Annotated in this window: 22 protein-coding genes and 1 tRNA gene; 16 read left to right on the top strand and 7 right to left on the bottom strand. The window is 46.3% G+C overall.

Features of this window, described 5'->3' with window-relative positions:
* Positions 1–7: 7 nt before the first annotated feature.
* Together ACOIT5_RS11180 and ACOIT5_RS11175 are read left to right on the top strand one after the other, a co-directional pair.
* A complete protein-coding gene (locus ACOIT5_RS11180; protein WP_423130558.1) occupies positions 8–706 on the top strand; it encodes a sulfite exporter TauE/SafE family protein in 699 nt (232 codons plus the stop codon).
* Positions 707–1,085: 379 nt separating this feature from the next.
* Positions 1,086–2,330, top strand: a complete 1,245-nt coding sequence (locus ACOIT5_RS11175) for a DEAD/DEAH box helicase (RefSeq protein WP_423130557.1) — start codon at positions 1,086–1,088, stop codon at positions 2,328–2,330.
* A 110-nt stretch (positions 2,331–2,440) separates the two neighbouring features.
* On the opposite strand, the gene recQ is transcribed toward ACOIT5_RS11175, so the two are convergent.
* Complete coding sequence (gene recQ, locus ACOIT5_RS11170) at positions 2,441–4,624, bottom strand: DNA helicase RecQ (protein WP_423130556.1); 2,184 nt, start codon at positions 4,622–4,624, stop codon at positions 2,441–2,443.
* 225 nt (positions 4,625–4,849) lie between these two features.
* On the opposite strand from recQ, the gene tatC reads away from it, so the two are divergent.
* The 8 genes from tatC (at position 4,850) to ACOIT5_RS11130 (ending at position 11,609) form a co-directional block, all read left to right on the top strand.
* The gene (gene tatC / locus ACOIT5_RS11165; RefSeq protein ID WP_423130555.1) at positions 4,850–5,692 is read left to right on the top strand and encodes a twin-arginine translocase subunit TatC; all 843 of its coding nucleotides are present in this window, start codon (positions 4,850–4,852) and stop codon (positions 5,690–5,692) included.
* Positions 5,693–5,710: 18 nt separating this feature from the next.
* Positions 5,711–6,433: an LPS export ABC transporter ATP-binding protein gene (lptB, locus tag ACOIT5_RS11160; RefSeq protein ID WP_423130554.1), complete on the top strand. Its 723-nt coding sequence runs from the start codon at positions 5,711–5,713 to the stop codon at positions 6,431–6,433.
* A gap of 86 nt (positions 6,434–6,519) precedes the next feature.
* A tRNA-Leu gene (locus ACOIT5_RS11155) sits at positions 6,520–6,601 on the top strand.
* A 145-nt stretch (positions 6,602–6,746) separates the two neighbouring features.
* Positions 6,747–8,102 (top strand): trigger factor, encoded by a 1,356-nt coding sequence (gene tig, locus ACOIT5_RS11150; protein WP_423130553.1) that lies wholly within the window; start codon positions 6,747–6,749, stop codon positions 8,100–8,102.
* A 131-nt stretch (positions 8,103–8,233) separates the two neighbouring features.
* Positions 8,234–8,905 (top strand): ATP-dependent Clp endopeptidase proteolytic subunit ClpP, encoded by a 672-nt coding sequence (clpP, locus tag ACOIT5_RS11145; RefSeq protein WP_423130552.1) that lies wholly within the window; start codon positions 8,234–8,236, stop codon positions 8,903–8,905.
* A 25-nt stretch (positions 8,906–8,930) separates the two neighbouring features.
* A complete protein-coding gene (gene clpX / locus ACOIT5_RS11140; RefSeq protein ID WP_423130551.1) occupies positions 8,931–10,145 on the top strand; it encodes an ATP-dependent Clp protease ATP-binding subunit ClpX in 1,215 nt (404 codons plus the stop codon).
* Positions 10,146–10,203: 58 nt separating this feature from the next.
* Positions 10,204–10,824 (top strand): ABC transporter ATP-binding protein, encoded by a 621-nt coding sequence (locus ACOIT5_RS11135; protein ID WP_423130550.1) that lies wholly within the window; start codon positions 10,204–10,206, stop codon positions 10,822–10,824.
* Positions 10,821–11,609 (top strand): ABC transporter permease, encoded by a 789-nt coding sequence (locus ACOIT5_RS11130; RefSeq protein ID WP_423130549.1) that lies wholly within the window; start codon positions 10,821–10,823, stop codon positions 11,607–11,609. The genes ACOIT5_RS11135 and ACOIT5_RS11130 overlap by 4 nt, the downstream gene beginning before the upstream one ends.
* A 64-nt stretch (positions 11,610–11,673) precedes the next feature.
* On the opposite strand, the gene ACOIT5_RS11125 is transcribed toward ACOIT5_RS11130, so the two are convergent.
* Positions 11,674–12,927: an ABC transporter permease gene (locus tag ACOIT5_RS11125; RefSeq protein WP_423130548.1), complete on the bottom strand. Its 1,254-nt coding sequence runs from the start codon at positions 12,925–12,927 to the stop codon at positions 11,674–11,676.
* 218 nt (positions 12,928–13,145) lie between these two features.
* Between ACOIT5_RS11125 and purH the strand changes: the two genes are divergently transcribed.
* Genes purH through rodA form a run of 6 tightly spaced genes read left to right on the top strand, consistent with a single transcriptional unit; the run spans position 13,146 to position 20,434 of the window.
* The gene (gene purH / locus ACOIT5_RS11120) at positions 13,146–14,735 is read left to right on the top strand and encodes a bifunctional phosphoribosylaminoimidazolecarboxamide formyltransferase/IMP cyclohydrolase (protein ID WP_423130547.1); all 1,590 of its coding nucleotides are present in this window, start codon (positions 13,146–13,148) and stop codon (positions 14,733–14,735) included.
* Between the two features lie 58 nt (positions 14,736–14,793).
* The gene (locus ACOIT5_RS11115) at positions 14,794–15,816 is read left to right on the top strand and encodes a rod shape-determining protein (RefSeq protein ID WP_423130546.1); all 1,023 of its coding nucleotides are present in this window, start codon (positions 14,794–14,796) and stop codon (positions 15,814–15,816) included.
* A gap of 32 nt (positions 15,817–15,848) precedes the next feature.
* A complete protein-coding gene (gene mreC, locus ACOIT5_RS11110) occupies positions 15,849–16,676 on the top strand; it encodes a rod shape-determining protein MreC (RefSeq protein WP_423130545.1) in 828 nt (275 codons plus the stop codon).
* Positions 16,669–17,175 carry a rod shape-determining protein MreD gene (gene mreD, locus ACOIT5_RS11105; protein WP_423130544.1) on the top strand — a complete coding sequence of 169 codons (507 nt, stop codon included), beginning with the start codon at positions 16,669–16,671 and terminating at the stop codon, positions 17,173–17,175. The genes mreC and mreD overlap by 8 nt, the downstream gene beginning before the upstream one ends.
* A gap of 5 nt (positions 17,176–17,180) precedes the next feature.
* Positions 17,181–19,007: a penicillin-binding protein 2 gene (mrdA, locus tag ACOIT5_RS11100; protein ID WP_423130543.1), complete on the top strand. Its 1,827-nt coding sequence runs from the start codon at positions 17,181–17,183 to the stop codon at positions 19,005–19,007.
* A complete protein-coding gene (gene rodA, locus ACOIT5_RS11095) occupies positions 19,007–20,434 on the top strand; it encodes a rod shape-determining protein RodA (RefSeq protein ID WP_423130542.1) in 1,428 nt (475 codons plus the stop codon). The genes mrdA and rodA overlap by 1 nt, the downstream gene beginning before the upstream one ends.
* Positions 20,435–20,484: 50 nt before the next feature.
* Here rodA and ACOIT5_RS11090 read toward each other — a convergent pair whose 3' ends face one another.
* From ACOIT5_RS11090 to ACOIT5_RS11070, 5 genes are read right to left on the bottom strand one after another with little or no spacing between them, the layout of a single operon-like run.
* Complete coding sequence (locus tag ACOIT5_RS11090; protein ID WP_423130541.1) at positions 20,485–21,144, bottom strand: O-methyltransferase; 660 nt, start codon at positions 21,142–21,144, stop codon at positions 20,485–20,487.
* Between the two features lie 5 nt (positions 21,145–21,149).
* Entirely contained in the window at positions 21,150–22,769 is a 1,620-nt protein-coding gene (locus tag ACOIT5_RS11085) for a lytic transglycosylase domain-containing protein (RefSeq protein ID WP_423130540.1), read from the bottom strand.
* A 13-nt stretch (positions 22,770–22,782) separates the two neighbouring features.
* Positions 22,783–23,385 carry a DUF5683 domain-containing protein gene (locus tag ACOIT5_RS11080; protein WP_423130539.1) on the bottom strand — a complete coding sequence of 201 codons (603 nt, stop codon included), beginning with the start codon at positions 23,383–23,385 and terminating at the stop codon, positions 22,783–22,785.
* 22 nt (positions 23,386–23,407) lie between these two features.
* The gene (locus tag ACOIT5_RS11075; RefSeq protein WP_423130538.1) at positions 23,408–24,292 is read right to left on the bottom strand and encodes a ParB/RepB/Spo0J family partition protein; all 885 of its coding nucleotides are present in this window, start codon (positions 24,290–24,292) and stop codon (positions 23,408–23,410) included.
* Positions 24,293–24,307: 15 nt separating this feature from the next.
* Positions 24,308–25,108: a ParA family protein gene (locus ACOIT5_RS11070; RefSeq protein WP_423130537.1), complete on the bottom strand. Its 801-nt coding sequence runs from the start codon at positions 25,106–25,108 to the stop codon at positions 24,308–24,310.
* Positions 25,109–25,176 lie beyond the last annotated feature (68 nt).

The following is a 25,176-nucleotide window of genomic DNA, read 5'->3' as shown; positions in this document are numbered from 1 at the left end:
CCGTGTCATGCAAGAACTCTATTTACTCTCCGTTTCAGCCGCCTCACTCGGTGTTATTCACACCATTTTGGGCCCCGACCATTATCTGCCGTTTATTGTTTTGAGTAAAGCCCGTCAGTGGTCAAGCAATAAAACGATGTGGATCACCTTTATCTCGGGCGTAGGGCATGTAGGAAGTTCCATCCTGATCGGGATTTTGGGGGTTACGCTTGGAGTCAGCCTGAGTAAGCTGGAAAACATCGAAGCATTCAGGGGCGAACTGGTTGGATGGATGTTGTTTGCATTTGGTGTCCTGTATACCCTATACGGTATTTACAAATACATAAAAACCTCGCATCATGCCCATCTTCCTGATTTTTTGCTCCCCAAAAAAATCAGGGGACTGCAACACCTGCCTGTCGACGAACAAACCGGGGACAACAGCCGGTTAACCCCCTGGGTTTTATTCCTGATTTTTGTATTTGGACCCTGTGAAGTACTGATTCCCATGCTGATTTTTCCCGCATATAAAAACAGTACGCTGGGCATGTTTACGGTTGCGCTGATCTTTGGGATTGCCACCATCTCGACCATGATGCTCACCGTTTACCTCGGCCATAAGGGTACATCCTTGCTAAAATTCAAAAAACACGAAAGATACCTTCATTTGCTTGCCGGACTGGTAATTCTGTCGAGCGGGACGGGAATTTTGTTTTTGGGATGGTGATGAACGAAAAGTGTCAGTGTACAAATCCGTGTTTCCGGTTTGCGGCAATGAGTGTCACTAAGCAAACTTCTGTCGGCGTAAACAGGATATATAAACAAGGTAAATAAGGTTGGACGCAGTGAGGTCGGACAGGGACTACGAAGGTAAATCATGAAAATAAGGTTTCAGGAGATCAGTACTCTGACATTGATTCGTCGGCGAATGAGCCATGCAGCATCAAATCCGACATATTTTTTAAAAGCGATTTCCGTGCCGGTGAAAAGCGGTTGAAGCACAGATCAGAAAAAATTGCTACTTTTGCCAAATAAAACAGAATGAGCGCTTCCGCGAAAGTTTGATTCTCTTTTCTGGTATATTGAAATACATTCCTGTACACTATATGAAGTTTGACGAATTTGATTTACACGATGATATCCTGGATGCCTTGCACGATATGGGTTTTGACGAAGCGACCGAAATCCAGGAAAAAACCATCCCCATTATACTCGAAGGGCACGATTTGATTGCCTGTGCCCAGACCGGAACCGGGAAAACAGCGGCTTTTATGCTCCCGATTATTGAAAAAGTGTCGGCCTTGCCATCGGGTCATACCCGTGCGCTGATTATTGTTCCCACACGGGAACTGGCAATCCAGATTGAACAACAGGTACAGGGATTCTCGTATTACTCGGGCACCACCTCCATCTCGTTGTATGGCGGCGGCGACGGGAACGAATGGGAAGTGCAGCGCAAAGCGCTGGAGGGAGGCGTAGATATTATTGTAGCAACCCCCGGCAAGCTGATTTCCTTTATTGACAACGATATTGCCCGATTGGGACAGGTCGAATACGTGGTACTCGACGAAGCCGACCGCATGCTCGACATTGGTTTTCACGACGACATTATCCGGATCTTCAGCCACCTGCCCGAGAAACGGCAAACCGTGATGTTCAGCGCGACCATGCCTCCCAAAATTAAAACACTTGCGGCCAAGGTACTGACCAAACCCAAAGAATTCAGCACGGCCATCAGCAAACCGGCTGAAGGAGTTTTACAGGCCGCTTATATTTGTCATGAAGAACAAAAAATCCCGCTGATCCAAAGCCTGATCGCCGGGAAAGATGACTGTCAGAGCATCCTCATTTTCTGCTCAACCAAAAAGAAAGTATCGCAGATTGTGCGGGCGCTGCAAAAAATCAAGCTGGATGCGCAAGCCATTTCTTCCGACCTGGAACAAAAAGAACGCGAAACCGTCCTGATGAAGTTCCGTGCGCGGCAGACACGCATCCTGGTTGCCACCGACGTACTCAGCCGGGGAATCGATATCAAAGATATTCACTTGGTGGTGAACTTCGATGTACCGGGCGATGCCGAAGATTACGTACATCGCGTTGGCCGTACGGCCCGAGCCAATACCACCGGTATTGCGCTCACCTTTATCAACAGCGACGACATGTACAAATTTCAGCAGATTGAAGCGCTGATTGAGAATGAGGTATACAAAATCCCTCTGCCCGAAACATTTGGCCCCGGTCCTGAATGGAAAGTATCTTCGCGAAAAAAAGGCAATGGCCGAAAAAAGGGCAATGGCCGAAAAAATTTCAGGAAGGAAAAATCCGGGCATCCGGGGAAAACGCAGCATTAAAGAGGCCAAGCTCGCAGCATCCAACTGTTTCGCCGGCTTAAAAGAAGTCGAAAACCAGAGACGACCATCGAAAACGATTGAATACAACAGTCTTCGATGGCCTTATTCTTCTAATTTCCCATTTCGGAAATAAACTTGATCCGCATTAAACGAATTTCTTCTTCGCTGTATTCATCCTCGCCCAACTCATCAAGGGCCGACTGAATGGAATCATCCTCCGCTTCACGGAAATAATCATAAACTTCTTCCTGGTGTTCCTCGTCCAACAGGTCGTCGATATAATAATCGATGTTGATTTTGGTACCCGAGTTTACAATTGCCTCAAGCTCAGAAACGAGTTCGCCCATTTCAATATTGTTGGAGTTGGCAATATCTTCGAAAGGCAGTTTCCGGTCGATACTTTGGATAATGCTCACTTTTGTTTTCGACTTATTGGCCACGGTTTTCACCACCATGTCCTGCACCCGTTCGATATCGTTGTCTTCGACGTATGATTTGATCAATCCGACAAATTCGGCGCCGTAACGTTTGGCCTTCCCGTCACCCACTCCCTGGATGTTTTTCAGTTCGTCGATGGTAATGGGATACTGGATGGACATGTCGGTCAGCGAAGGGTCCTGAAAAATGACAAATGGCGGCAGGTTATGCTTTTTAGCCACCTTTTTACGAAGGTCTTTCAGCAACTCAAACAATTCCGGGTCACCGGCCGAACTGCCCGAGGGGCCGCTAAGCGAAGCGTATTCTTCTTCGAGTTCGTCGTAGTTGTGGTTTCTGACCAGTAAAAACGGTCCGGGCTTAGCAATAAAAGCATGTCCTTTTCCAGTCAGCTTCAATAAGCCGTAGTTTTCAATGTCTTTACTGATAAGGCCGGCAATCATACTCTGTCGGAATACAGCGTTCCAGAAACGGGCGCTGTGGTCATCGCCGTTTCCGAAAGCTTCCAGTTCATCGTGATGGAACGACTTTACAGCAGCGCTTAGTTTTCCGGTCAGGATATCGGAAATATGTTCGGCCTTATATTTTTCTTTCACTTCTTTAATAGCCAGTAAAGCGCGGTGCACCTCATCTCCCGCTTCTACCTGTTCCTTCGGGTTCAGGCAATTATCGCAGTTACCACAAGGTTCTTCCAACAGTTCTCCAAAATAATTCAGCAGGATGATGCGGCGGCAAATAGCCGATTCGGCATACGAAGCGGTATCCAGCAACAGCTGACGCCCGATTTCCTGTTCGGCAACCGGCTTACCCTGCATAAATTTCTCCAGCTTCTGAATATCTTTATACGAATAAAAAGCAATACATTGTCCTTCGCCGCCATCGCGTCCGGCACGCCCTGTTTCCTGGTAGTAGCCCTCCAGGCTTTTCGGGATATCGTAATGGATCACAAAACGCACGTCGGGCTTATCGATTCCCATTCCAAAGGCAATGGTCGCCACGATCACATCAACCTCTTCCATCAGAAACTTATCCTGGTTCCCCGACCGGGTGGACGAATCCATGCCGGCATGGTAAGCCAGTGCTTTAATGCCGTTTACCCTTAACAGTTCGGCCAGTTCTTCCACCTTTTTCCGGCTCAGACAATAAATAATGCCCGATTTTCCTTCATTCTCCTTGATGAACTTGATAATCTGATTTTCGGGCTTCACCTTCGGCTTCAAAGCGTAATACAAGTTGGGCCGGTTAAAAGAAGCCTTAAATACATTGGCCTCCAGCATGCCGAGGTTTTTCTGGATATCGTGCTGCACTTTAGCCGTAGCGGTAGCCGTAAGCGCCACGATCGGTGCATTCCCGATTTCCTGGATAATCGGCCTGATCCGGCGGTATTCGGGACGGAAGTCATGTCCCCATTCCGAGATGCAGTGCGCCTCGTCAATGGCGTAAAACGAAATCTTCACACTTTTCAGGAAATCAACGTTTTCCTGCTTGGTCAACGATTCGGGGGCCACGTAGAGCAACTTGGTTTTACCACCGGCAACAGATTCTTTTACCTGCTGAACAGCCTGCCGCGATAAGGATGAATTTAAAAAGTGGGCGATGCCGTCTTCGGTTCCGAAACTTCGGATGGAGTCAACCTGATTCTTCATCAATGCAATTAAAGGCGAAATAATAATTGCCGTTCCGTCCATGATTAACGCCGGCAATTGGTAGCAAAGCGATTTGCCTCCGCCGGTTGGCATTAACACAAAGGTATCATTCCCGTCCAACACACTCTTGATCACCTCTTCCTGTTGACCCTTAAACCGGTCAAAACCAAAATGTTTTCGGAGATGATCGGTCAATGTTAGCTCATTCTTCATAAAGCTACTAGTTTATTATCCACTTAATCACAAATCTTTTAGGGGTATCTAAGGTAAATAAAATCTGCTTCAAATCGCAACGTTTTTTTTTCATTTTATTCCACTTGCTTCTGATTTAAAAAAATTTAAGCTTTCAGGCAAAAGAAGAATTGTGAATAGTCGCTATATTTGTCCGGGTTTCCCCAATAAACACATTTTGATAACTACTGAACCAAATTGCCAAAAATGACCGAGGATCAAAGCACAAATAAAAAGAAAGACCCGAATGCGGAAATGTCCTTCCTGGAGCACCTGGAAGAATTGAGATGGCATTTGATCCGGGCATTTCTTGCTATCGTTTTATTTTCAATCGTTGCCTTTATCAAAAAAGATTTCATTTTTGATACCCTCATTCTGAACCCAAAGATGCCTGATTTCTGGACCAACCGGATGTTTGCCCAGTTGGCCGACTTCACCGGCATGGATGCATTACGGATAAACAACACCGAACTGAAACTGATCAGCATTAAAATGGCAGGACAGTTTATGACTCACATCTGGACCTCGTTAATTGCCGGCTTGATTATTTCATCGCCTTATGTCATTTTCGAGTTCTGGCGTTTTATCAAGCCCGCCCTGTACGAAAAAGAACGCAAACACTCCGTCGGCGCCGTTTTTTATATTTCGTTCCTGTTTCTGATCGGGATTCTTTTTGGATACTATTTAATTGTGCCGCTATCCGTCCATTTTTTAGGTTCCTACTCTATCAGCAGCGAAATTGCGAATCAAATCAACGTTTTGTCCTATATCAGCACGGTAACGTCGATCACCCTGGCAAGCGGTGTAATTTTCGAGCTGCCTATCCTGGTTTACTTTTTAAGTAAGATCGGTTTATTGGGCCCGGAATTAATGAAAAAGTACCGCCGCCATGCCTATGTTGCCTTGTTGCTGCTCTCGGCCATCATCACGCCACCCGACGTATTTAGCCAGATTATGGTCTGTTTCCCGCTTGTTATCCTCTATGAAGTGGGTATTGTGATTTCGCGGAAGGTAAGAAAGAAAGCTGACGCAGAATTAGATGCATTATAAACCGGCATTTATCAGATTATGAAGTTACGAGCTGAGAATATCGTCAAAAAATACCGCAAACGAACGGTTGTAAAAGGGGTTTCATTCGAAGTAAACCAAGGTGAGATTGTCGGACTGCTCGGGCCAAACGGAGCCGGAAAAACAACTTCATTTTATATGATTGTTGGCCTTATTCAGCCGCTTTCGGGGAAGATTTTTATCGATGACGAAGAAATCACCAAACTCCCGGTCTACAAACGCGCCCAGCGCGGAATCGGCTACCTGGCACAGGAAGCGTCCGTATTCCGAAAACTCAGTATCGAAGACAACTTAAGGGCAATCCTGGAAATGACCGACTACACAAAAGCCTACCAAAAAGAAAAAATGGAATCGCTTTTGGAAGAATTTCACCTGACACATATCCGAAAAAGTAAAGGCTACCAGCTTTCGGGAGGAGAACGGCGTCGTACCGAGATTGCCCGGGCGCTGGCCATCGATCCCAAGTTTATCTTACTCGACGAGCCGTTTGCCGGGGTTGACCCCATTGCCGTTGAAGATATTCAGGAGATTGTACGCAAGCTGATTGAAAAGAACATCGGCGTGCTGATTACCGACCACAACGTACACGAAACCCTCTCGATCACCGATCGTTCGTACCTGCTTTTTGAAGGATCGATCCTGAAAGCCGGGACGGCCGAAGACCTGGCCAATGATGAAGATGTACGCCGGGTTTACCTGGGGCAAAACTTTACATTACGCTAAGAATAACCGCCTGAAAAATATTATTTTCAACTTTTTTCCTCTTGTTTGCAGATATAAAAATTTGCCTTATATTTGCGCCTCGATTAGCGGACGTGGCGGAATTGGTAGACGCGCTAGACTTAGGATCTAGTGCCACACGGCGTGGGGGTTCGAGTCCCTTCGTCCGCACTGAAAAAAGCTCAACCGCTGTGTCTGAACCCCGGTTTCAGACAAGCGGTTTTTATTGGTTTATAAGGCCGGAATTCAATCCGGCATACAAAGGTAACTTATTGGTTATCCGATCATTTTCCAAAAATATTAAGTGGGATTTTTTATGAACATTACAAAAGAGAACATCAACGAGCTAAATGCAACCATTACCGTAAAGATTGAAAAAAACGACTACGAAGCTACGGTAAACGAGGTTTTAAAAGACTATCGTAAAAAAGCGAATATGCCAGGCTTCCGTCCCGGTAAAGTTCCTGCGGGATTGGTTAAAAAAATGTACGGAAAAGCAATCCTGGCCGACGAAGTAAACAAGATGTTGTCTAACAACCTGTCGAAATACATTGTTGACGAGAAACTGAACCTGCTGGGCGAACCGCTTCCCAACGAAGAAAAACAGCCTAAAATAGATTGGGAAACAACTGAAGACTTCGAATTTGTATTCGACATTGCGCTGGCTCCCGAAATTGAGGTGAAACTCGATAAACGCAAAAAGTTCATTTATTATAATATCCTTGTCGACGAAGATATGGTCAACAAACAAGTTGAAACATACACCGGACGCTTTGGCGACCATAAAAACGCAGATGAAGTAGGTGAAAAAGATTCTGTTCGCGGTGATTTCGCCCAGCTCGACGCCGACGGTAACGAACTGGCAGGCGGTATTGTCGCCGAACAAGTGATCATCGCTGTTGACCTGATGAAAGATGAAACCGTCAAAAACGAAATCATCGGGAAAAAAGCAGGCGACAGCATTGTGTTCGACCCGGTAAAAGCATACGAAGACAAACACGAGCTTGGCCACATGTTGAACCTGTCGCACGAAGAAGCAGAAAAGATTGAAGGTGACTTCAAATTTACCATTTCTGAAATCCAGCGTTTTGAACAAGCCGAAATCAACGAAGATTTGTTCAAAAAAATATTCGGCGACGAAACGGAAATCAAAAGCGAAGAAGAGTTCCGCAACAAACTGAAAACCGACCTTTCGGAAAACTTCAACTATTCAAGCGATTATAAATTCGCGATCGACAGCCGCGATGCACTGGTTGAAAAAGTGGAGATGCAGTTGCCGGAAGAGTTCCTAAAACGTTGGCTGAAAGCAACCAATCAGGAGCTGACTGACGAACAAATTGAAGCCGACTTTGACAACTTCATGAAAGATCTTCGCTGGCAATTGATCAAAGACCGTTTGATTAAAGACAACGAAATCCGGGTAAACGAGGAAGATGTGAAAGAACTGGCCAAGAAAGTGGCAGCCATGCAATTCAGTCAATACGGCATGTTCAACGTAGCCGACGAGCACCTGGAAAACTACGCCGGTCACATCCTTCAGAACGAAGATGAAAGAAGAAGGCTGGTCAACAGGGTACAGGAAGACAAGATCATGGAGCTGATTAAATCGAAAGTTGCCGTCGACGAGAAAGAAATCAGTCACGAAGAGTTTAACAAATTACTGGAAAATTAACTTTCAGACATTTGTAAACCCATATTTTTATAACTTTGTAAAAACCGGCCGCCCCGTTTATTGTTATATCATCGATCGGGAACAAACAACCGGATTTTACAAAGTTTCTTTTTTAACCGGAGGATAACAGAATGAGTGATTACAAAGAATTTCACAAATATGCCACCCGGCATATCGGAATCAGCAGTTTAACCATGCACCGCTTCGATTCCCTGTTTACAAACAGCCTGACACCTTATATTATTGAAGAACGGCAGTTAAACGTAGCTTCCATGGACGTGTTTTCGCGTTTGATGATGGATCGCATCATTTTCCTGGGAACTCCCATCGACGACTACATTGCCAACATCATTCAGGCCCAGTTGTTATTCCTGGAATCAACCGACCCAAGCAAGGATATCCAGATTTATTTTAACACCCCGGGAGGATCAGTCCATGCAGGCCTGGGCATTTACGATACCATGCAGTATATTTCGCCCGATATTGCCACCATCTGTACCGGTATGGCTGCATCAATGGGAGCCGTTTTGCTGACTGCCGGAGCCAAAGGAAAACGCTCGGCCCTGAAACATTCGCGGATCATGATCCACCAGCCGATGGGAGGCGCCCAGGGTCAGGCATCCGACATCGAGATTACGGCCCGCGAGATCATGAAACTGAAAAAAGAACTTTACGATATTATAGCGAAACACGCTGAAAAACCTTATGAGCAAGTAGAAAAGGATGCTGACCGCGACTATTGGATGACCTCGGAAGAAGCCCGGGATTACGGAATGATTGATGAAATTTTAGTAAGAAACTAAGCCATTGACAAAAAAAAGCTACATCATGGATAAATGTTCTTTCTGCGGACGGGAAAAGAAAGATGTCAACCTGCTGATTGCAGGGATGGAAGGCCATATTTGCGACCGTTGCATAGAGCAGGCATATGCCATCGTTGAAGAAGAATTTAAAAAAGATTCTGAGTTTGACCTGAGCGGGATCAAACTGATGAAACCCAAAGAAATTAAAGAATTTCTGAGCCAATATGTAATCGGACAGGAGCAGGCCAAAAAAATCTTGTCGGTAGCCGTTTACAATCACTATAAACGGTTGAATCAAAAGGTCCAGACCGATGAAACAGAAATTGAAAAATCCAACATCATTTTAGTGGGACAAACCGGAACCGGCAAAACTCTGCTGGCCCGCACCATTGCTAAAATGCTGCACGTACCCTTTACCATTGTCGATGCCACCGTACTGACTGAAGCCGGTTATGTGGGCGAAGATGTGGAAAGTTTACTGACACGACTGCTTCAGGCTGCCGATTACAACGTGGAAGCAGCTGAACGCGGCATCGTTTTTATTGACGAAATCGACAAAATCGCCCGTAAAGGCGACAACCCGTCGATCACCCGCGATGTGTCGGGCGAAGGAGTCCAGCAAGGTTTGTTAAAACTGCTGGAAGGTTCGATTGTGAACGTACCGCCGCAGGGAGGCCGGAAACACCCCGAGCAAAAAATGATCCCCGTTAATACCAAAAACATCCTGTTCATCTGTGGCGGCGCCTTCGACGGCATTGAAAAGAAAATCGCCAACCGACTGAACACCAAAGTTGTAGGCTACGGGGCGCAAAAAAACATCGATAACCTGGATCGCGAAAACCTGTTACAGTACATCTCTCCTCAGGATCTGAAAAGTTTCGGTCTTATCCCCGAAATTATCGGTCGTTTGCCTGTACTTACCTACCTGCAGCCGCTGGACAGGGATACGCTGAGGAACATCCTGACAGAACCGAAAAATTCATTAATTAAGCAATACATCAAACTGTTTGAACTGGACGACATTGAACTTAGTTTTGAAGAAGATGCCCTTGAATTTATCGTAGATAAGGCCATCGAATTTAAACTGGGAGCGCGCGGGTTACGGTCAATCTGCGAAAACATCATGATTGACGCCATGTTTGAAAGTCCGACAGAAGGGGTCAAAAACCTGAAGATTTCGAAAGAATATGCCGCTTCAAAAATCGACCCTCATGATGCACAACGATTAAAAGCGAGTTAAGCTAAATATGCCGGATTAAACTCCGGCTTTTTTGTCGTTATGTTTTTACTTATTCTTCATGATCCGATTTAAAAACGTATCCCTGAAACTGGGGAATAAGCAACTGCTTGAACACTTTAACCTGACGGTAGCCAAAGGCGACAAGGTAGTATTCTCTGCTCCTTCAGGGAGCGGAAAAACCAGTTTATTACGGCTCATTCTCGGGTTTATTGATCCGGACGAAGGAAAAATCATCTTCAATAAAAAAGAAGTCAAACCGGAGAACCTGCGGTTTATCCGCAGTCAGGCCGCCTATTTAAGCCAGGATATCGATTTTCCGAACGGACGCGTGAATGAGGTTTTCCGTGAAATTTTCAACTACTCAGCCAATAAAAGCTGCAACTATTCCGAGCCAAAACTGATTGAAAGGTTAGCCGAAGTTGGCCTGCCTGAAGAAATCCTCCGGAAAAATACCAGCGATATCTCCGGAGGTGAGCGGCAACGCCTGGGCTGGGTGCTGATTATGCTGCTCGACCGGCCCGTGTTGTTGCTCGACGAACCCACCTCGGCCCTCGACGACCGGATGAAACATTTTTTTATCGAACAGATAAAAAACACTTCGAAAACCGTGATTTGCGTGAGCCACGACGCCGAATGGCGACTACCGGAAATGAGGGTTATTTCAAGCTTTTATTTATGAATGCAGCAGATATTTCCGTTAGCGGACTTGTTTTTGGCCTGTTATTAATCGCCCCGACCATGTTGCTGGTTTGGCGCCTCCGGCTGGGATTCAATAAAAGCCTGGTTATTTCGGTGGCCCGCATGCTCGTTCAATTGGGCTTTGTGGCCGTTTACCTGAAGTACATCTTTCTGCTCAATCATGTTCTCATCAACTTTGCTTATGTGCTGGTCATGATTCTGATTGCCGCTTTCTCGGGCATCAGAAATTCGTCGCTTCGCCTGAAGAAACTGCTGGTTCCCACCTTCGTGTCCATGCTGATTCCTACGCTTTTTACCCTGCTCTACTTTAATGCGGTTATTGCTCAGCTTCCAAATGTTTTCCAGGCCGATGTGATGATCCCCATTGCGGGATTAATGCTGGGAAATGTCCTGAAAACAAACATCGTGGCCTTGAAAAGTTTCTTCCAGATGGCCCGGAAAGAAGAAAAGATCTATTTGTTTTTACTGGCTGCCGGTGCAAGCAGACAGGAAGCGGCCCGCCCGTTTATGAAAGAAGCCATCCGCACCGCGATGGCCCCCAACCTGGCCAGCATGGCTACCGTAGGCCTGGTGTCGTTACCCGGCGTCATGACCGGTCAGATACTTGGCGGCTCCGATCCGGTACTGGCCGTAAAATACCAGATCATGGTCATGATCATTATTTTCTTTACCAGTATTTTCAGCAATGTTCTCCAATTATTTTTTGCGGTCAGGCAGGGATTTGACCAACACGACAAGCTGGAAAAAAGTCTTTTCTCAAAATAATACGACGACGAAACCAGGCAGATAAAACCCTGAAAATCATCTTTTTCTCAAATCCACAATCGCATCACACCGTATTCATGGCAGCAACCGGATCTAAGCGGGCTGCCGTCAGCGCAGGCATAAAACCCGAGATCACGCCAATGCTCCCGGAAACAAGAATACCGATCGCGATATTTTTCACACTCAGGAAAAGCGACATATCGCTGGCCGCGCTGACCACTTCGGTACCGGCATACACCAGCAATAAACCAACACCACCACCGATCAGACATAGAATAACCGACTCGAATATAAACTCGAATAAAATAAAATAGCGTTTAGCGCCCAGCGATTTCTGAATGCCGATGATGTTGGTACGTTCCTTTACCGAAACAAACATGATGTTGGCGATACCAAAACCGCCCACCAGGATACTAAAACCGCCGATAACCCCGCCGGCCAGGTTGAAAACTTTAAAAAAAGCGTCAAAACCGCCCGAAATCGCGCTGACTTCGTTGATCGCAAAATTGTTTTCCTCCAGGGGTTTCAGCCGCCGGATCGTCCGCATGATCCCTTCCAACTCGGCGACAAACTGGTCTTTATCGGCCTGCTCTTTTGCTTTGATATTGATGGTTTGTCCCCGGTCGCGGTTTCTGAAATCGACCATATTAGCTGCATAGGACACAGGGATGTGTAAACGCTTGTCCATACTGGTGCCAAACATGTCGGATCCCTGCCGCTTGTAGGTTCCAATCACAAATAGCCGGTGTCCGTTCACTTTAATGAGCTTTCCCGTCGGATCGCGTCCTTCAAACAAACGGTCGACCAGTTCGCTTCCAACAATCACCAAGGCAGCCCCCCCGTGGCTTTCCGATTCGGTAAAATAACGGCCCCGGTCTAACTCCAGGCTCCAGGTGTCGATCAACTCGTGCGAAGTTGCCAGCACTTCGGTGTTTTCAGCGACCGAGTTCTCAAATTGAACGGTGCCATTAAACCCGAAAAGAAAAACAACATGATCGGTTAAGGCAGAACGCCTTTTAATTTCAACCGCCTCATTTTCTTCGGGAACCGGCCGGTTCAGGTATTTCCACCAGGGATATTCCGTTTCGCCCTCAGGAGGCGTCCACGGCCACTTTTGAATATAAACCATGTTGTTGCCCAGTGAATTCAGGTTTTGCCTGATATACTTTTCAAGCGAATCGATCACCGAAAAAACCGAGATGATGGCAAAAATACCGATGGTAATTCCCAAAAGAGACAAAAATGTCCGCAACTTATTCGCGCGCAGTGAGTTCCCTGCGAAGGAAAAACTCTCGAGAATTAACCGGATGAATAACATAAACGTAAATTTTGCATTAAAGTTAATAGAATCCAAAAGTGAAATAACAGGAAACGTACTTTAAATTTTCGCCAATTTTCAAAAAATGAGTATGGCCTGCTTCTTAGGCACAAAAATTCTTTCTAATTTTCCCGAAGAAAAGAAGTAAATGACGGGCAGGAAACAAAAAAAATCAGTCGTTTTTACTATCTTTGTGCATCAATCTTAAAGAACTATAAATGAGTGACTTAAAAAAGATCAAATCGGCATTGATCTCTGTTTATCATAAAGACAAGCTTGACATTATTGTAAAGAAACTCGACGAACTTGGTGTTCATATCTACTCCACAGGCGGAACTCAATCTTTTATTGAAAGCCTTGGCGTAAAGGTAACCGCGGTTGAAAACCTGACCGGATATCCCTCCATCCTTGGCGGACGGGTAAAAACATTGCATCCGAAAGTATTTGGCGGAATTCTGAACCGGCGCGACAACCCGGGCGACCAGCAACAAATCGGCCAGTATGAAATTCCGGAAATTGATTTGGTGATCGTTGACCTGTATCCCTTCGAAGAAACCGTATCATCCGGCGCTTCTGAAGAAGATATTATTGAAAAAATCGATATCGGCGGCATTTCACTGATCCGGGGAGCAGCCAAAAACTTCAACGACGTAATTATCCTTTCGTCCCGCGACCAGTACGACGAGTTTATCGACCTGTTGAACGAAAAAAACGGGGCCAGTTCGTTGGACGACCGGAAAGCGTTTGCCCGCCAGGCATTTGCCACCTCTTCCCATTACGATTCGGCGATCTTCAATTATTTTAACGGCGGCATCACCGATAAAAACCGGATCAGCCTGAACGACGGGCAGGTATTGCGTTACGGTGAAAACCCGCACCAATCGGCAACCTTCTATAAATTTACCAATGCCGGTTCAACCGACACACTAGCCAACGCGCAGGTGCTGCAAGGCAAAGAACTTTCGTACAACAACCTGCTTGATGCCGACGCCGCCTGGAAATCGGCAAGCGACGCTTATCATGCGGTAAGCCATATCAAAAACAAGGTGGCTGTTTCGGTAATCAAACACCTCAACCCCTGCGGCCTGGCTGTTACCGGCAACATTCTAAAGTCACTTGAATTAGCCTGGGAAGGAGACCCGGTAAGCGCCTACGGCAGCATCATTTGTTTTACCGATACGGTTACCAAAGAAGTAGCTGACTGGTTTGGCAAAAAGTTCGTCGAGATTATTATTGCCCCCGAATTTACGGCCGAAGCACTTGAGGTATTCGGAAAAAAGAAAAACCTTCGTCTGTTGGTAACACCGGTAAAGCCCGAAACAACGGGAGAAAAACTCTACCGCTCCATCAGTGGAGGCATGTTGGTGCAGGATGAAGACGAAGGCATGGACGCCGAATTTAAGAATGTCACAAAAATTCAATTCGACCACCAAAAATTAAATCTTGCCCGCTTTGGCATTACAGCCTGCAAACATCTGAAAAGTAATGCCATCGCACTGGTAACCGAAAACACCGACGGTTCTTTTTGGCTGACGGGCGCCGGAATGGGACAACCCAACCGGCTCGACAGCCTCCGCCAACTGACCATCCCGCGCTTTAACCTGAAGAAAGGGGTCAACATGGAAGAGGCTGTGCTGATCTCCGATGCCTTTTTCCCATTCCGCGACAGCATTGAAGCAGCCAACGAATTTGGCGTAAAATACATCGTGGAACCCGGCGGAAGCATCCGTGATGAAGAAGTGATTGAAGCATGTGACGAATTTGGAATTGCCATGCTCTTCACCGGGCGCCGTCATTTTAAACATTAATTTAACGAAGAAAAAAGTCTGTAAATAATACCTTTGAAATTTTAGGAGAATATAAACCATGGGATTGTTTTCATTTTTAACTCAGGAGATTGCGATTGACCTGGGAACGGCCAACACGATCATCATCCAAAATGATAAAATAGTTTTGGATGAACCATCGGTGGTGACCGTCGACCTGAAGACGGATAAACTGGTAGCGATAGGAGAGAAAGCGCGCCAAATGCAGGGAAAAACGCATGCAAACCTGAAAACCATCAGGCCTTTGCGCGATGGTGTTATCGCAGACTTTAATGCGGCTGAACAAATGATCAGAGGAATGATCAAGATGATCAATCCCAAATCCAGGTTGTTCTCCCCTGCCCTTAAAATTGTTATTTGTATTCCTTCCGGATCAACGGAAGTGGAGCTCCGCGCCGTACGCGACTCGTCGGAACATGCCGGCGGACGTGAAGTGTACATGATTTACGAACCCATGGCCGCGGCCATTGGTATTGGGCTCGACGTGGAAGCCCCCGAAGGCCACATGGTAGTTGATATTGGCGGCGGAACCACCGAGATTGCCGTAATTTCGCTGGGAGGTATTGTCACCAATAAATCCATTCGTATTGCGGGCGACGATCTGACAGCCGACATCATGGAATACATGCGGCACCAACACAACATCAAAATCGGCGAACGCACCGCCGAGGATATTAAAATCAATGTAGGTTCGGCGCTCTCGCAACTGGAGAACCCGCCAAACGATTACATTGTACAGGGGCCGAACCAAATGACCGCATTGCCGATTGAGGTGCCCGTGTCGTATCAGGAGATTTCGCACTGTCTCGAAAAGTCCATCTCCAAAATTGAGACGGCTATCCTTAGCGCTCTTGAGCAAACCCCGCCTGAACTCTATTCCGACATTGTAACCAAAGGAATTTACCTGGCTGGTGGCGGAGCATTGCTGCGCGGACTGGATAAACGTTTAACAGAAAAAATCAACATCCCCTTCCACGTTGCCGAAGACCCGTTACGGGCGGTGGCGCGAGGCACCGGAATTGCGCTGAAAAACATTGATAAATTCTCCTTCCTGATCAGGTAATCCTGAGAGGAAGGAGACAAACTTTCCTGTAAATGAGAAGTTTGTTTCGCTTTCTTGCACGAAACTATTTTTTCCTGCTTTTTCTGGCTTTGGAATCAGTTTGCCTGGTTCTGATCGTCAATTACAATAATTATCAGAAAGTACAATTTCTAAATTCGAGCAATCACCTTACCGCCGGCATTTACGAAAGTTATCACGCCGTTGTCAATTTCTTTAAACTGCAAAAAATCAATGCCGAACTGGCCGAAGATAATGCCCGGCTAAAAAATCAGTTACAGGCCTACCTGACTGCTGATACGGCACGGGTGAGCGATTACATGACCAGCGACAGCATCCAGTACCAGTTTATTCCGGCTAAAGTTGTCAACAACTCCGTAAATAAACAATACAATTACATCACCCTGAATAAAGGCCGGAAACACGGTATTGAACCGGAAATGGGAATTATCGGGCCGGATGGGATCGTCGGAATCATCACATATGTATCCGACAATTATTCTACCGGGCCAACACTACTGAATAAACGCTGGCGGGTTTCTGCCAAAATTAAGGCAAACAACAACTTCGGATCGTTGGCCTGGGATGGGATGGACAATCATCATGCTTCGCTGAATGAAATCCCCTTTCATGTTGAGATGCTTGTTGGCGACACCATCGTCACCAGCGGGTTTTCATCAGTTTTTCCGGAAGGAATGCTGATTGGATACATCGACTATTTTACCCACGAAAGCGGGGCAAATTTTTATGACATTGACGTCAGGTTATCGACGAATTTTATGACCCTGACCCATGTGCAGGTCGTGAAAAACAAACAGCTTGACGAAATCATCAATTTACAGGAAAACAACCGGGATGAGTAGCAGATTTGTTAAATATGTTTTTATGTGGGCTGTATTGGTCCTTCTGCAGGTATTACTGCTCAATCATATCCAAATCAGCGGGTACATCAACCCGTTTTTGTATATCATGTTTATCCTGCTGCTCCCCTTCGATACCCCCAAGTACCTGCTGCTGTTTTTAGGTTTCTTTACGGGACTGACGATTGATATTTTCAGCAATACCCTGGGCATACATGCTTCGGCAACCACCTTTTTAGCTTTTCTGCGACCGCTGGTCATCAACCTGATATCGCCGCGCGATGTACTCGAGATAAGCGCCTCGCCCCGGATATCGCACCTCGGACTCCGATGGTTTTTCCGCTATACACTCATTTTAGTGCCCGCCCACCATTTCTTCCTGTTTTATATTGAAGTTTTTACTCTGGAAGGGTTTATCTTTACCTTTTTCCGAAGCAGCCTAAGCTCAGTTTTTTCTATCGTATTAATCATTCTCAGTCAGTTTCTGATTTATAAGGAGTAAGTGAAGTGGACAAATTTGCCAAGCGAAAATATATTTTAGCAGCCATTTTTTTAGCCGTTGCGGTGGTCTTCATCCTGAAACTTTTTTCGCTACAGGTATTAGAAAGTTCGTATAAGCAATATGCCACCCGAAACGTACTGCGACGGGTAATCAACTATCCCGCACGGGGATTGATTTACGACCGGAACGGGAAATTGCTGGTTTACAATAAGGCAGCTTACGACTTACTGGTCACGCCGCGCGAACTGACAACCTTTGATACGACTGGATTGTGCAGCATACTGAAAATCGATAAATCGGAGCTGATTGACGGAATTAACAAAGCAAAAAAATACTCGCGGTACAAGCCATCGGTGATCGTAAAACAGATCTCACCCGAAGTATATGCCGTTTTACAGGAAAAACTATTCAAATACCCTGGCTTTTTTGCACAAAGCCGTACACTCAGGGAATATCCTCAGAAAATTGCAGCCCATATGCTTGGTTATGTCGGCGAAGTTGATAAAGCTGCGATTGAAAAAGACCCGTATTATGCCCAAGGCGATTACATCGGGATAACGGGGCTTGAACGCACGTACGAGAAAGAATTACGCGGAACCAAAGGCGTTAACTTTTTCATGGTCGATGTACACAACCGGATTAAAGGCGCCTACCGCGAAGGAAAAAGCGATACCATATCGGTGCTGGGGAAAAATCTCATTTCGACCATCGACGCCGACTTACAGCTTTATGCCGAGCAACTGATGCAGAACAAACGCGGGGCCGTGGTTGCTATTGAACCCCAAACAGGAGAAATTCTGTGTTACTACAGCGGCCCGGCCTACGATCCCAATTTGCTGGTTGGGCGCGAACGCTCCGCCAACTACCAGATCCTGCTGGGAGATACCTTGAAACCACTGACCAACCGCGCCATCTCGGCAGCTTATTCACCGGGGTCAACCTTTAAAACGCTCAATGCGCTCATCGCCCTGGAAGAGGGCACAATCAATGAACAGACCAGCGTGAGTTGTCATGGCACAGTATCCAGCCCGATACGTTGTACCCACAGCCACGAAAGCCCGATCAGCCTGAAAAGCGCGATCCGCGAATCCTGCAATCCTTATTTCTGGAATACATTCCGGTCGATCATCTCGAAATACCCTACAGCCGAGCAGGGGTACAACAAATGGCAATCGCACATCAAAAGTTTCGGGCTGGGCGAAACCCTGGGAAATGAGTTTTACGGCCAATCCACCGGGAACATTCCCAACTCTTCATACTACGACCGTTATTTTGGCCAAAAACGGTGGAATGCCTTAACCATCCGTTCGTTATCGATCGGACAGGGTGAAATCATTATCACTCCCTTGCAAATGGCCAACATGGTTACCGTGATTGCCAACCGGGGATATTATATCGAACCTCACCTGATCAGATCGGTAGCCGATAAAGACGGGACCGTTAATCAATTACAATTCGAGCGAAAAAACGCCACCGTCAGCGCCGATCATTATGAAACAGTGATTGAAGGGATGCAGCAGGTAATTGACTTTACCAACACCCGTTACACGGCTCATGTTGACGGCATTTCCATTTGCGGGAAAACGGGAACGATCCAGAATGCACATGGTTCTGACCATTCAGCCTTCATCGCTTTCGCGCCTAAAGATGATCCCAAAATTGCCATTGCCGTTTTTATTGAATTTGGCGTATGGGGGGCCAGGCATGCTGCCCCGGTGGCCAGCCTGATTATCGAAAAATACCTGACCGGAACCATTACGGCCAATAACCGGAAACTGACAGAGCAACGCATGCTTGATGCGAATCTATTAAACCCAATTCAACCCAAATAGTGGCAAGCAGAAATAACATATGGCTTAATCTCGACTGGTTAACCGTCGGTCTTTACTTCGTTCTGGTAATCCTGGGCTGGCTGAATATTTACGCGGCAGTGTACAACGAAGATCACAGCAGCATCGTGGATATGAGCCAACGGTACGGGAAACAATTAATCTGGATAACTGCCGCCTTTTTGCTGGCCACCACGCTGATCATTTTCGACAGTAAATTCTATGTTTCTTTCGCCTACCTGTTTTACGCCTTATCCATCTTTATTTTATTCGGAGTCTTGTTTTTGGGAACAGAAGTGAAAGGCTCGCGTTCATGGTTCCAGCTTGGCGGATTCGCCGTTCAACCGGCCGAATTTGTTAAAGTGACAACTGCGCTGGCCCTGGCCAAATTTTGCAGTTCCTATCATTTCAAGATGACCGATCTCAAATCGATGGTGGCCATTGCCGGAATCCTGTTCACGCCGGTTGCTCTTATCCTGCTTCAAAACGACACCGGTTCGGCCTTGGTGTTCGGCGTATTTATCCTGGTATTATACCGTGAAGGTTTGTCCGGTATCATCCTGTTTTCAGGGTTTCTGGTTGCCGGGGTTTTCATCCTCACCCTGGTCTTTAGTCCGCTTCACACCATTGTTATCCTGACAGCGGGAGCCCTGTTGTCATATTACTTCACCCGCTACCCGTTTTGGACCGGTGTTAAAGCCCTGGCCATTTCTACGACCGCCTTTTCGCTGCTTTGGCTGGGTAATTTTTTGATAAAAACAACGTATTCCACCACTAAACTACTGATCCTGACTTCAGTGGTCTCCACATTGATCTTCGCGGTTTATGCCCTGAAAAACCGGATGAGACATGTTTTGATCATTCTCGGCGTTTACCTGATGCTGATCGGCATAACTTTTTCTGTAGATTATGTTTTTAATAACGTACTGAGCCAACATCATCAGGACCGGATCAATGAACTGCTTGGTATCCATTCCGATCCACTGGGGGTTGGGTATAATGTCAATCAATCGAAGATTGCCATCGGCTCCGGGGGTTTCACCGGAAAAGGTTTTTTGAACGGCACCCAAACCAAATTCGATTTTGTACCCGAACAAAGTACTGACTTTATTTTTTGTACTGTTGGCGAAGAATGGGGTTTTGCCGGAACAACGGTTGTTATCCTGTTGTTTATGGCCCTGCTGATCCGGCTTATTTTCATGGCCGAGCGGCAACGGTCGGTTTTTAGCCGGGTTTACGGGTACAGCGTAGCCTGTATCCTGTTTTTCCACCTTACCGTTAATATCGGGATGACCATTGGCTTAGCCCCGGTGATCGGTATTCCGCTTCCTTTTTTCAGTTACGGCGGTTCGTCGCTTTGGTCATTCACCATTTTATTATTTATTTTTCTACGTCTGGACGCCAGCCGTATGGAGAAACTCAGCTACTAAACGCTGCGTGATCATGGTTAATTTACCTGCTCTATCCCGGGAGGCTCCGGTTATTCCGATTTTTTGTAGCTGATGGCCACGCCGGCGCCCCGGTCGTCAAGAGTGGTTTCGTAATTCGCGAGTTTGTTGACGTACTCGTAAAAATGATAATTGTTGTGGCGGTTAACATTGTGGGTCACAAAACAAGCCCCAACCGAAAGTTTTGGATCTAAATCCTTAAAGTAATTGATGTACCAGCTTTTATCCGCATCGCTGAAAACAAAATCAAACGGTCCCTCCAATGCAGGTACCAACTCATGGGCATCGGCTAACCGCGCATCAATGTAATTTAACAATCCGGCCTTTTTGAAATTTGCCAAAGCTTCCAGATATCTTCTTTTATCAATTTCAATGGTAATCAGTTTTCCGCCTGTTTTGCTCAGCGCCCAGGCAATCCATACGCCCGAATGGCCAGTGGACGTACCAATTTCAACGGCACTTTTGTAATTATTTTTCACAATGAGATCGTACAAAAGCTGCCCGTCCGATTCCGGCACATTCATGTCGCGCCAGGTGTTTTTGCTGTCTTCCAGAAAATCCTTCACCTGCTTGTCCAAACCAGGATTATTACCGTTTTTCTGAACCTGCGAACAGGCAGGAAGGTTTCCGCCCGCGACCACCAACAAAATGCCGGTGAAAAAGATGCGTAACGTATGCCTGAAGTTATTCATCGTGATTAGCTTTTGGGTTGAATTTTCAGTTTTTGCCCGACTTTCAGCACATTGGCATTTTGCATGTTATTCAGCCTCATGATTTCCTGATTCGAAACGCCTGGAAACTGGCGGGCAATCGACCATAAAGTATCGCCCTTACGGACCGTGTAATAAACAATGCCCGAAGGGTCGTAAGTCACATTTGCGCTGGCTGTGGTAGCTTTTGTTACCGGGGCCTTTTTGGAAAACTCCTGTTTTTGGCTGAGCGACATGCTGTTTACACTGGCATAATGGTCGCCTTGCCCCTGCGGCACGTAAACGGCCAGTTTTTGTCCAACCCGGATCATGTTGTTGTTGATGTTATTCCAATAGCGCAGGTTAGCTACGCTTACCCGGAACCATTGCGAAATATAGCCCAGGTTATCGCCCGACTTCACCGTGTACAATACCTTATCTTTTCCCTGAACGTCGGAAGTCACATAGTGCTGGTGTTCTTTGGGAACCAAAATTTCGTTGTTCGGGAAATATTCGTGACGCTTGTACGCAAAGATTTCGTCTTCTTTATCGATGTAGGTGGATACTTTTTCAACCGGGATACGGAGGGTGTAAGGTTTATTGGCCCGGGCAGGGATAATGTTCATCCGGTACTGGGGGTTCAGCGACTGCAAAGCTTCAACCGGCACTTCCAAAATCGAGGCCACCTGGTTAAAATGCAGGTAATCGGTAACATGAAGGGTATCGGTAGCAATCGGGAAATCGGGGTAACGAGGCTGCAAACCATGCTGCTGGTAGTGGTTCATCACGTAAGCAGCCGCAATAAAAGCCGGGACATAACCCCGGGTTTCACGGGGAAGGTTATAGTAAATCGTCCAGTAATCGCGCGCTCCGCCTGACCGTCGGATGGCTTTATTCACATTCCCGGGGCCACAGTTATAGGCCGCAATGACCAGGTGCCAGTTGTTGTAGATTTTGTACAGGTCTTTCAGGTATTTCACCGCTGCTTCAGACGATTTTTCAGGATCGCGGCGTTCGTCGATAAACGTGCCGATTTCGAGTTTATACATCCGCCCGGTTCCGTACATAAACTGCCACAACCCCACCGCATTGGCCCGCGAACGGGCGACCGGGTTCAGCGCCGATTCAATGATCGGCAGGTATTTCAGTTCCATCGGCATTTCGTGCTTATCCAGCAATTCTTCAAACATCGGGAAATAATAAGCCGACAGGCCAAGCATCACTTCGGTCAGTTCGCGTTTCCGGTGGGTATATAGTTCAATAAAATTTTTCACCGTTTTGTTGAAGGACAAGTCGATGAACGAGTCGATCGACTGCAACCGGCTGATGTACACTGAATCAGGCAGCGATACGATGGACGATGCTCCTTCAATGGCTTCGTTGCTGATATCGAGGGCGAAAGTATTCTGGATATACCACGAATTGAGCAAACTGTCTATTTGCTCGCCAAACAAGTCATTCAGGTTTTCGTCGGGATTAACAAAAACCGACTGATAACCCAGGGTGTCCAGCTCAACGACTTCAATTCGTTTCACCTGCTTAATGGGGTCTTTAACTGCTTTTTCACCGAATACAAGTCCTGCATTCAAACTTAAAATCATCAACAATATCAGGGCTTTTCTCATCATCTCCTCTTTTTTCTTAAAATCTAAAACTTACATGAACCCCGGGCAGGGGTTTATTTCCGCAAAACACCGGACCAGCGGTCCAGTTAAACGTCAAATCATCACTGATGTCAAAGTTAAAAAAATGTGCATCAACCGAAGCATCAATGATGTTGACGGCATAAAATGCCGCCGTCAAAATAATTAAAAGATCCCGGTTTCTCCGGGTTGCCTCTTTGGCATTCTTCAGCCTGGTGGTGAACTGTTGAACATGACTGGCATTGGTAAAGTCCCAATGCCCTTCAATATTCAAATCCATAAACGAATTGGTATTGGGGTCCTGATCAACAATGTCGGCATAAGCCTGCTTGTACAGGACGTAATAATCGTTGTTCCAGTCAATCCAATAGCCAAATGCGGCAAAGCCTCCGTATACTAACGGAACTTTCCAGTATTTCTTGTTATAGATCTGACCCAAACCCGGCAAAACAGCCGAATAAATAGTGGCTTTCCGGGCCGAATGTTCCGGTTTTACAAATGAAGCCATCAGGCTGTCTGCAGCAGTTTGTTCCTGGGCAGAAGCACAAAATCCTGCTGAAAGAAACAGGATTAGTAGGATGGCTTTGATAAGGTGCGTCAATTCTGTTTCTTTTTATTGTCAATTAGCCATTCAGTTTGTCCAGGATACCCATAATCCGCTCCAGGTCTTTGGTCGACCCAAAGGGAATCACAATTTTACCTTTCCCCTTGTTATTCAGGGAGAAATCGACCTTGGCGCGGAAGAAATTGCTCAGGTGTTCCTTCAGTTCGCCGTATTCGGCCGGATATTTTTCTTTCACCTCCTGTTCCGGTTTCTCCTCCTGTTTTTCTGATCCGTTTTCCAGGTTGCGGACCAGGTCTTCCACTTTTCTGACGGAAAGGTCTTCGGTCAGAATCAGTTCATAGATCGATAGCTGGTCTTCGGGATTGGGGATGTTGACCAAAGCCCGGGCGTGGCCCATAGAAATGGTTTTATCGATAATACCTTTCTGAATTAAAGTCGGCAATTTCAGTAACCGCAGGTAATTGGATATGGTCGAACGCTTTTTCCCGACACGTTCGCTCAATGTTTCCTGCGTCAGTTGGCATTCTTCAATCAGGCGTTGGTACGAAAGGGCAATTTCAATTGCATCCAGGTCTTCCCGCTGGATGTTTTCCACCAGGGCCATTTCAAGCATACCGTCATCTTCGGCAACACGGATGTAAGCCGGCACGGTTTTCAGCCCGGCGATTTTTGATGCTCTGAAACGGCGTTCCCCGGCAATGATCTGGTATTTGTCGCCATCGGTTTTCCGCAGGGTGATGGGCTGGATAATGCCAATTTTACGGATTGATTCGGCTAACTCATTCAGCGCGCTTTCGTCAAATTTTGTTCGTGGTTGAAAGGGATTGGCTTCAATATTTTCAACAGGGACTTCATTGATTGACGGGCCATGATGTTCTTTTTGGTGATCGGCATCGTCAATTAATGCGCCTAAACCTCTGCCCAATGCATTCCTTTTAGCCATAATATCTTCGAATCTTTATTCAATTATTTTTTCTGAATTCTTAATCTTAGTCAAATCGTTCTTCTGCAGGATCTCGCGGGCCAGGTCCATGTAGCTTGTTGCTCCTCGCGAACTGGCATCGTACAGCACGGCAGGCATCCCGTAACTTGGCGCCTCACTTAATTTGATGTTCCTGGTGATCAGGGTTTCAAAAACCATATCGCCAAAGTGGGTACGAACTTCTTCCAAAACCTGGTTCGACAGGTTGAGACGTGAGTCGTACATGGTCAGTAAAAATCCTTCAATTTCAAGCTCGGGGTTTAACCGGGTTTGAATGATTTTGATCGTGTTTAAGAGTTTTCCCAATCCTTCGAGCGCGAAATACTCGCACTGGACCGGGATGATGATGGAATCGGCGGCAGTCAGCGCATTCACCGTGATCAACCCCAGCGAGGGCGAACAGTCGATCAGGATAAAATCGTATTCATCGCGGATTTTTTCGATGACGGTTGACAAAACCTTTTCACGATTGGGTAAATTAAGCATCTCAATCTCGGCCCCAACCAGGTCAATATGTGAAGGGATCAGGTCCATCCCGTTGATTTCAGAATTGAGGATGATTTTCCGGGGGTCCAGATCGTCGACAATACATTCGTAGATGCTGGTCTTTACATTTTTCACATCGAAACCGATACCCGAGGTGGCATTGGCTTGCGGATCAGCATCGATTATCAGCACTTTTTTTTCCAAAACAGCCAGACTGGCCGCCAGGTTGATGGCTGTTGTTGTCTTTCCGACTCCTCCTTTTTGATTAGCGAGTGCAATAACTTTTCCCATGTGATTATTCGTGATTTTTGCTGAGTTCCAAAGTTAATATTTTAATGTAGAAAACGACGGAAATTTCA

This window comes from Gaoshiqia hydrogeniformans, assembly GCF_049347105.1.
GTDB classification, from domain to species: domain Bacteria; phylum Bacteroidota; class Bacteroidia; order Bacteroidales; family Prolixibacteraceae; genus Gaoshiqia; species Gaoshiqia hydrogeniformans.
Note: the sequence above shows the minus strand (reverse complement) of the source record. Positions and strands in the feature narration are given on the sequence as shown.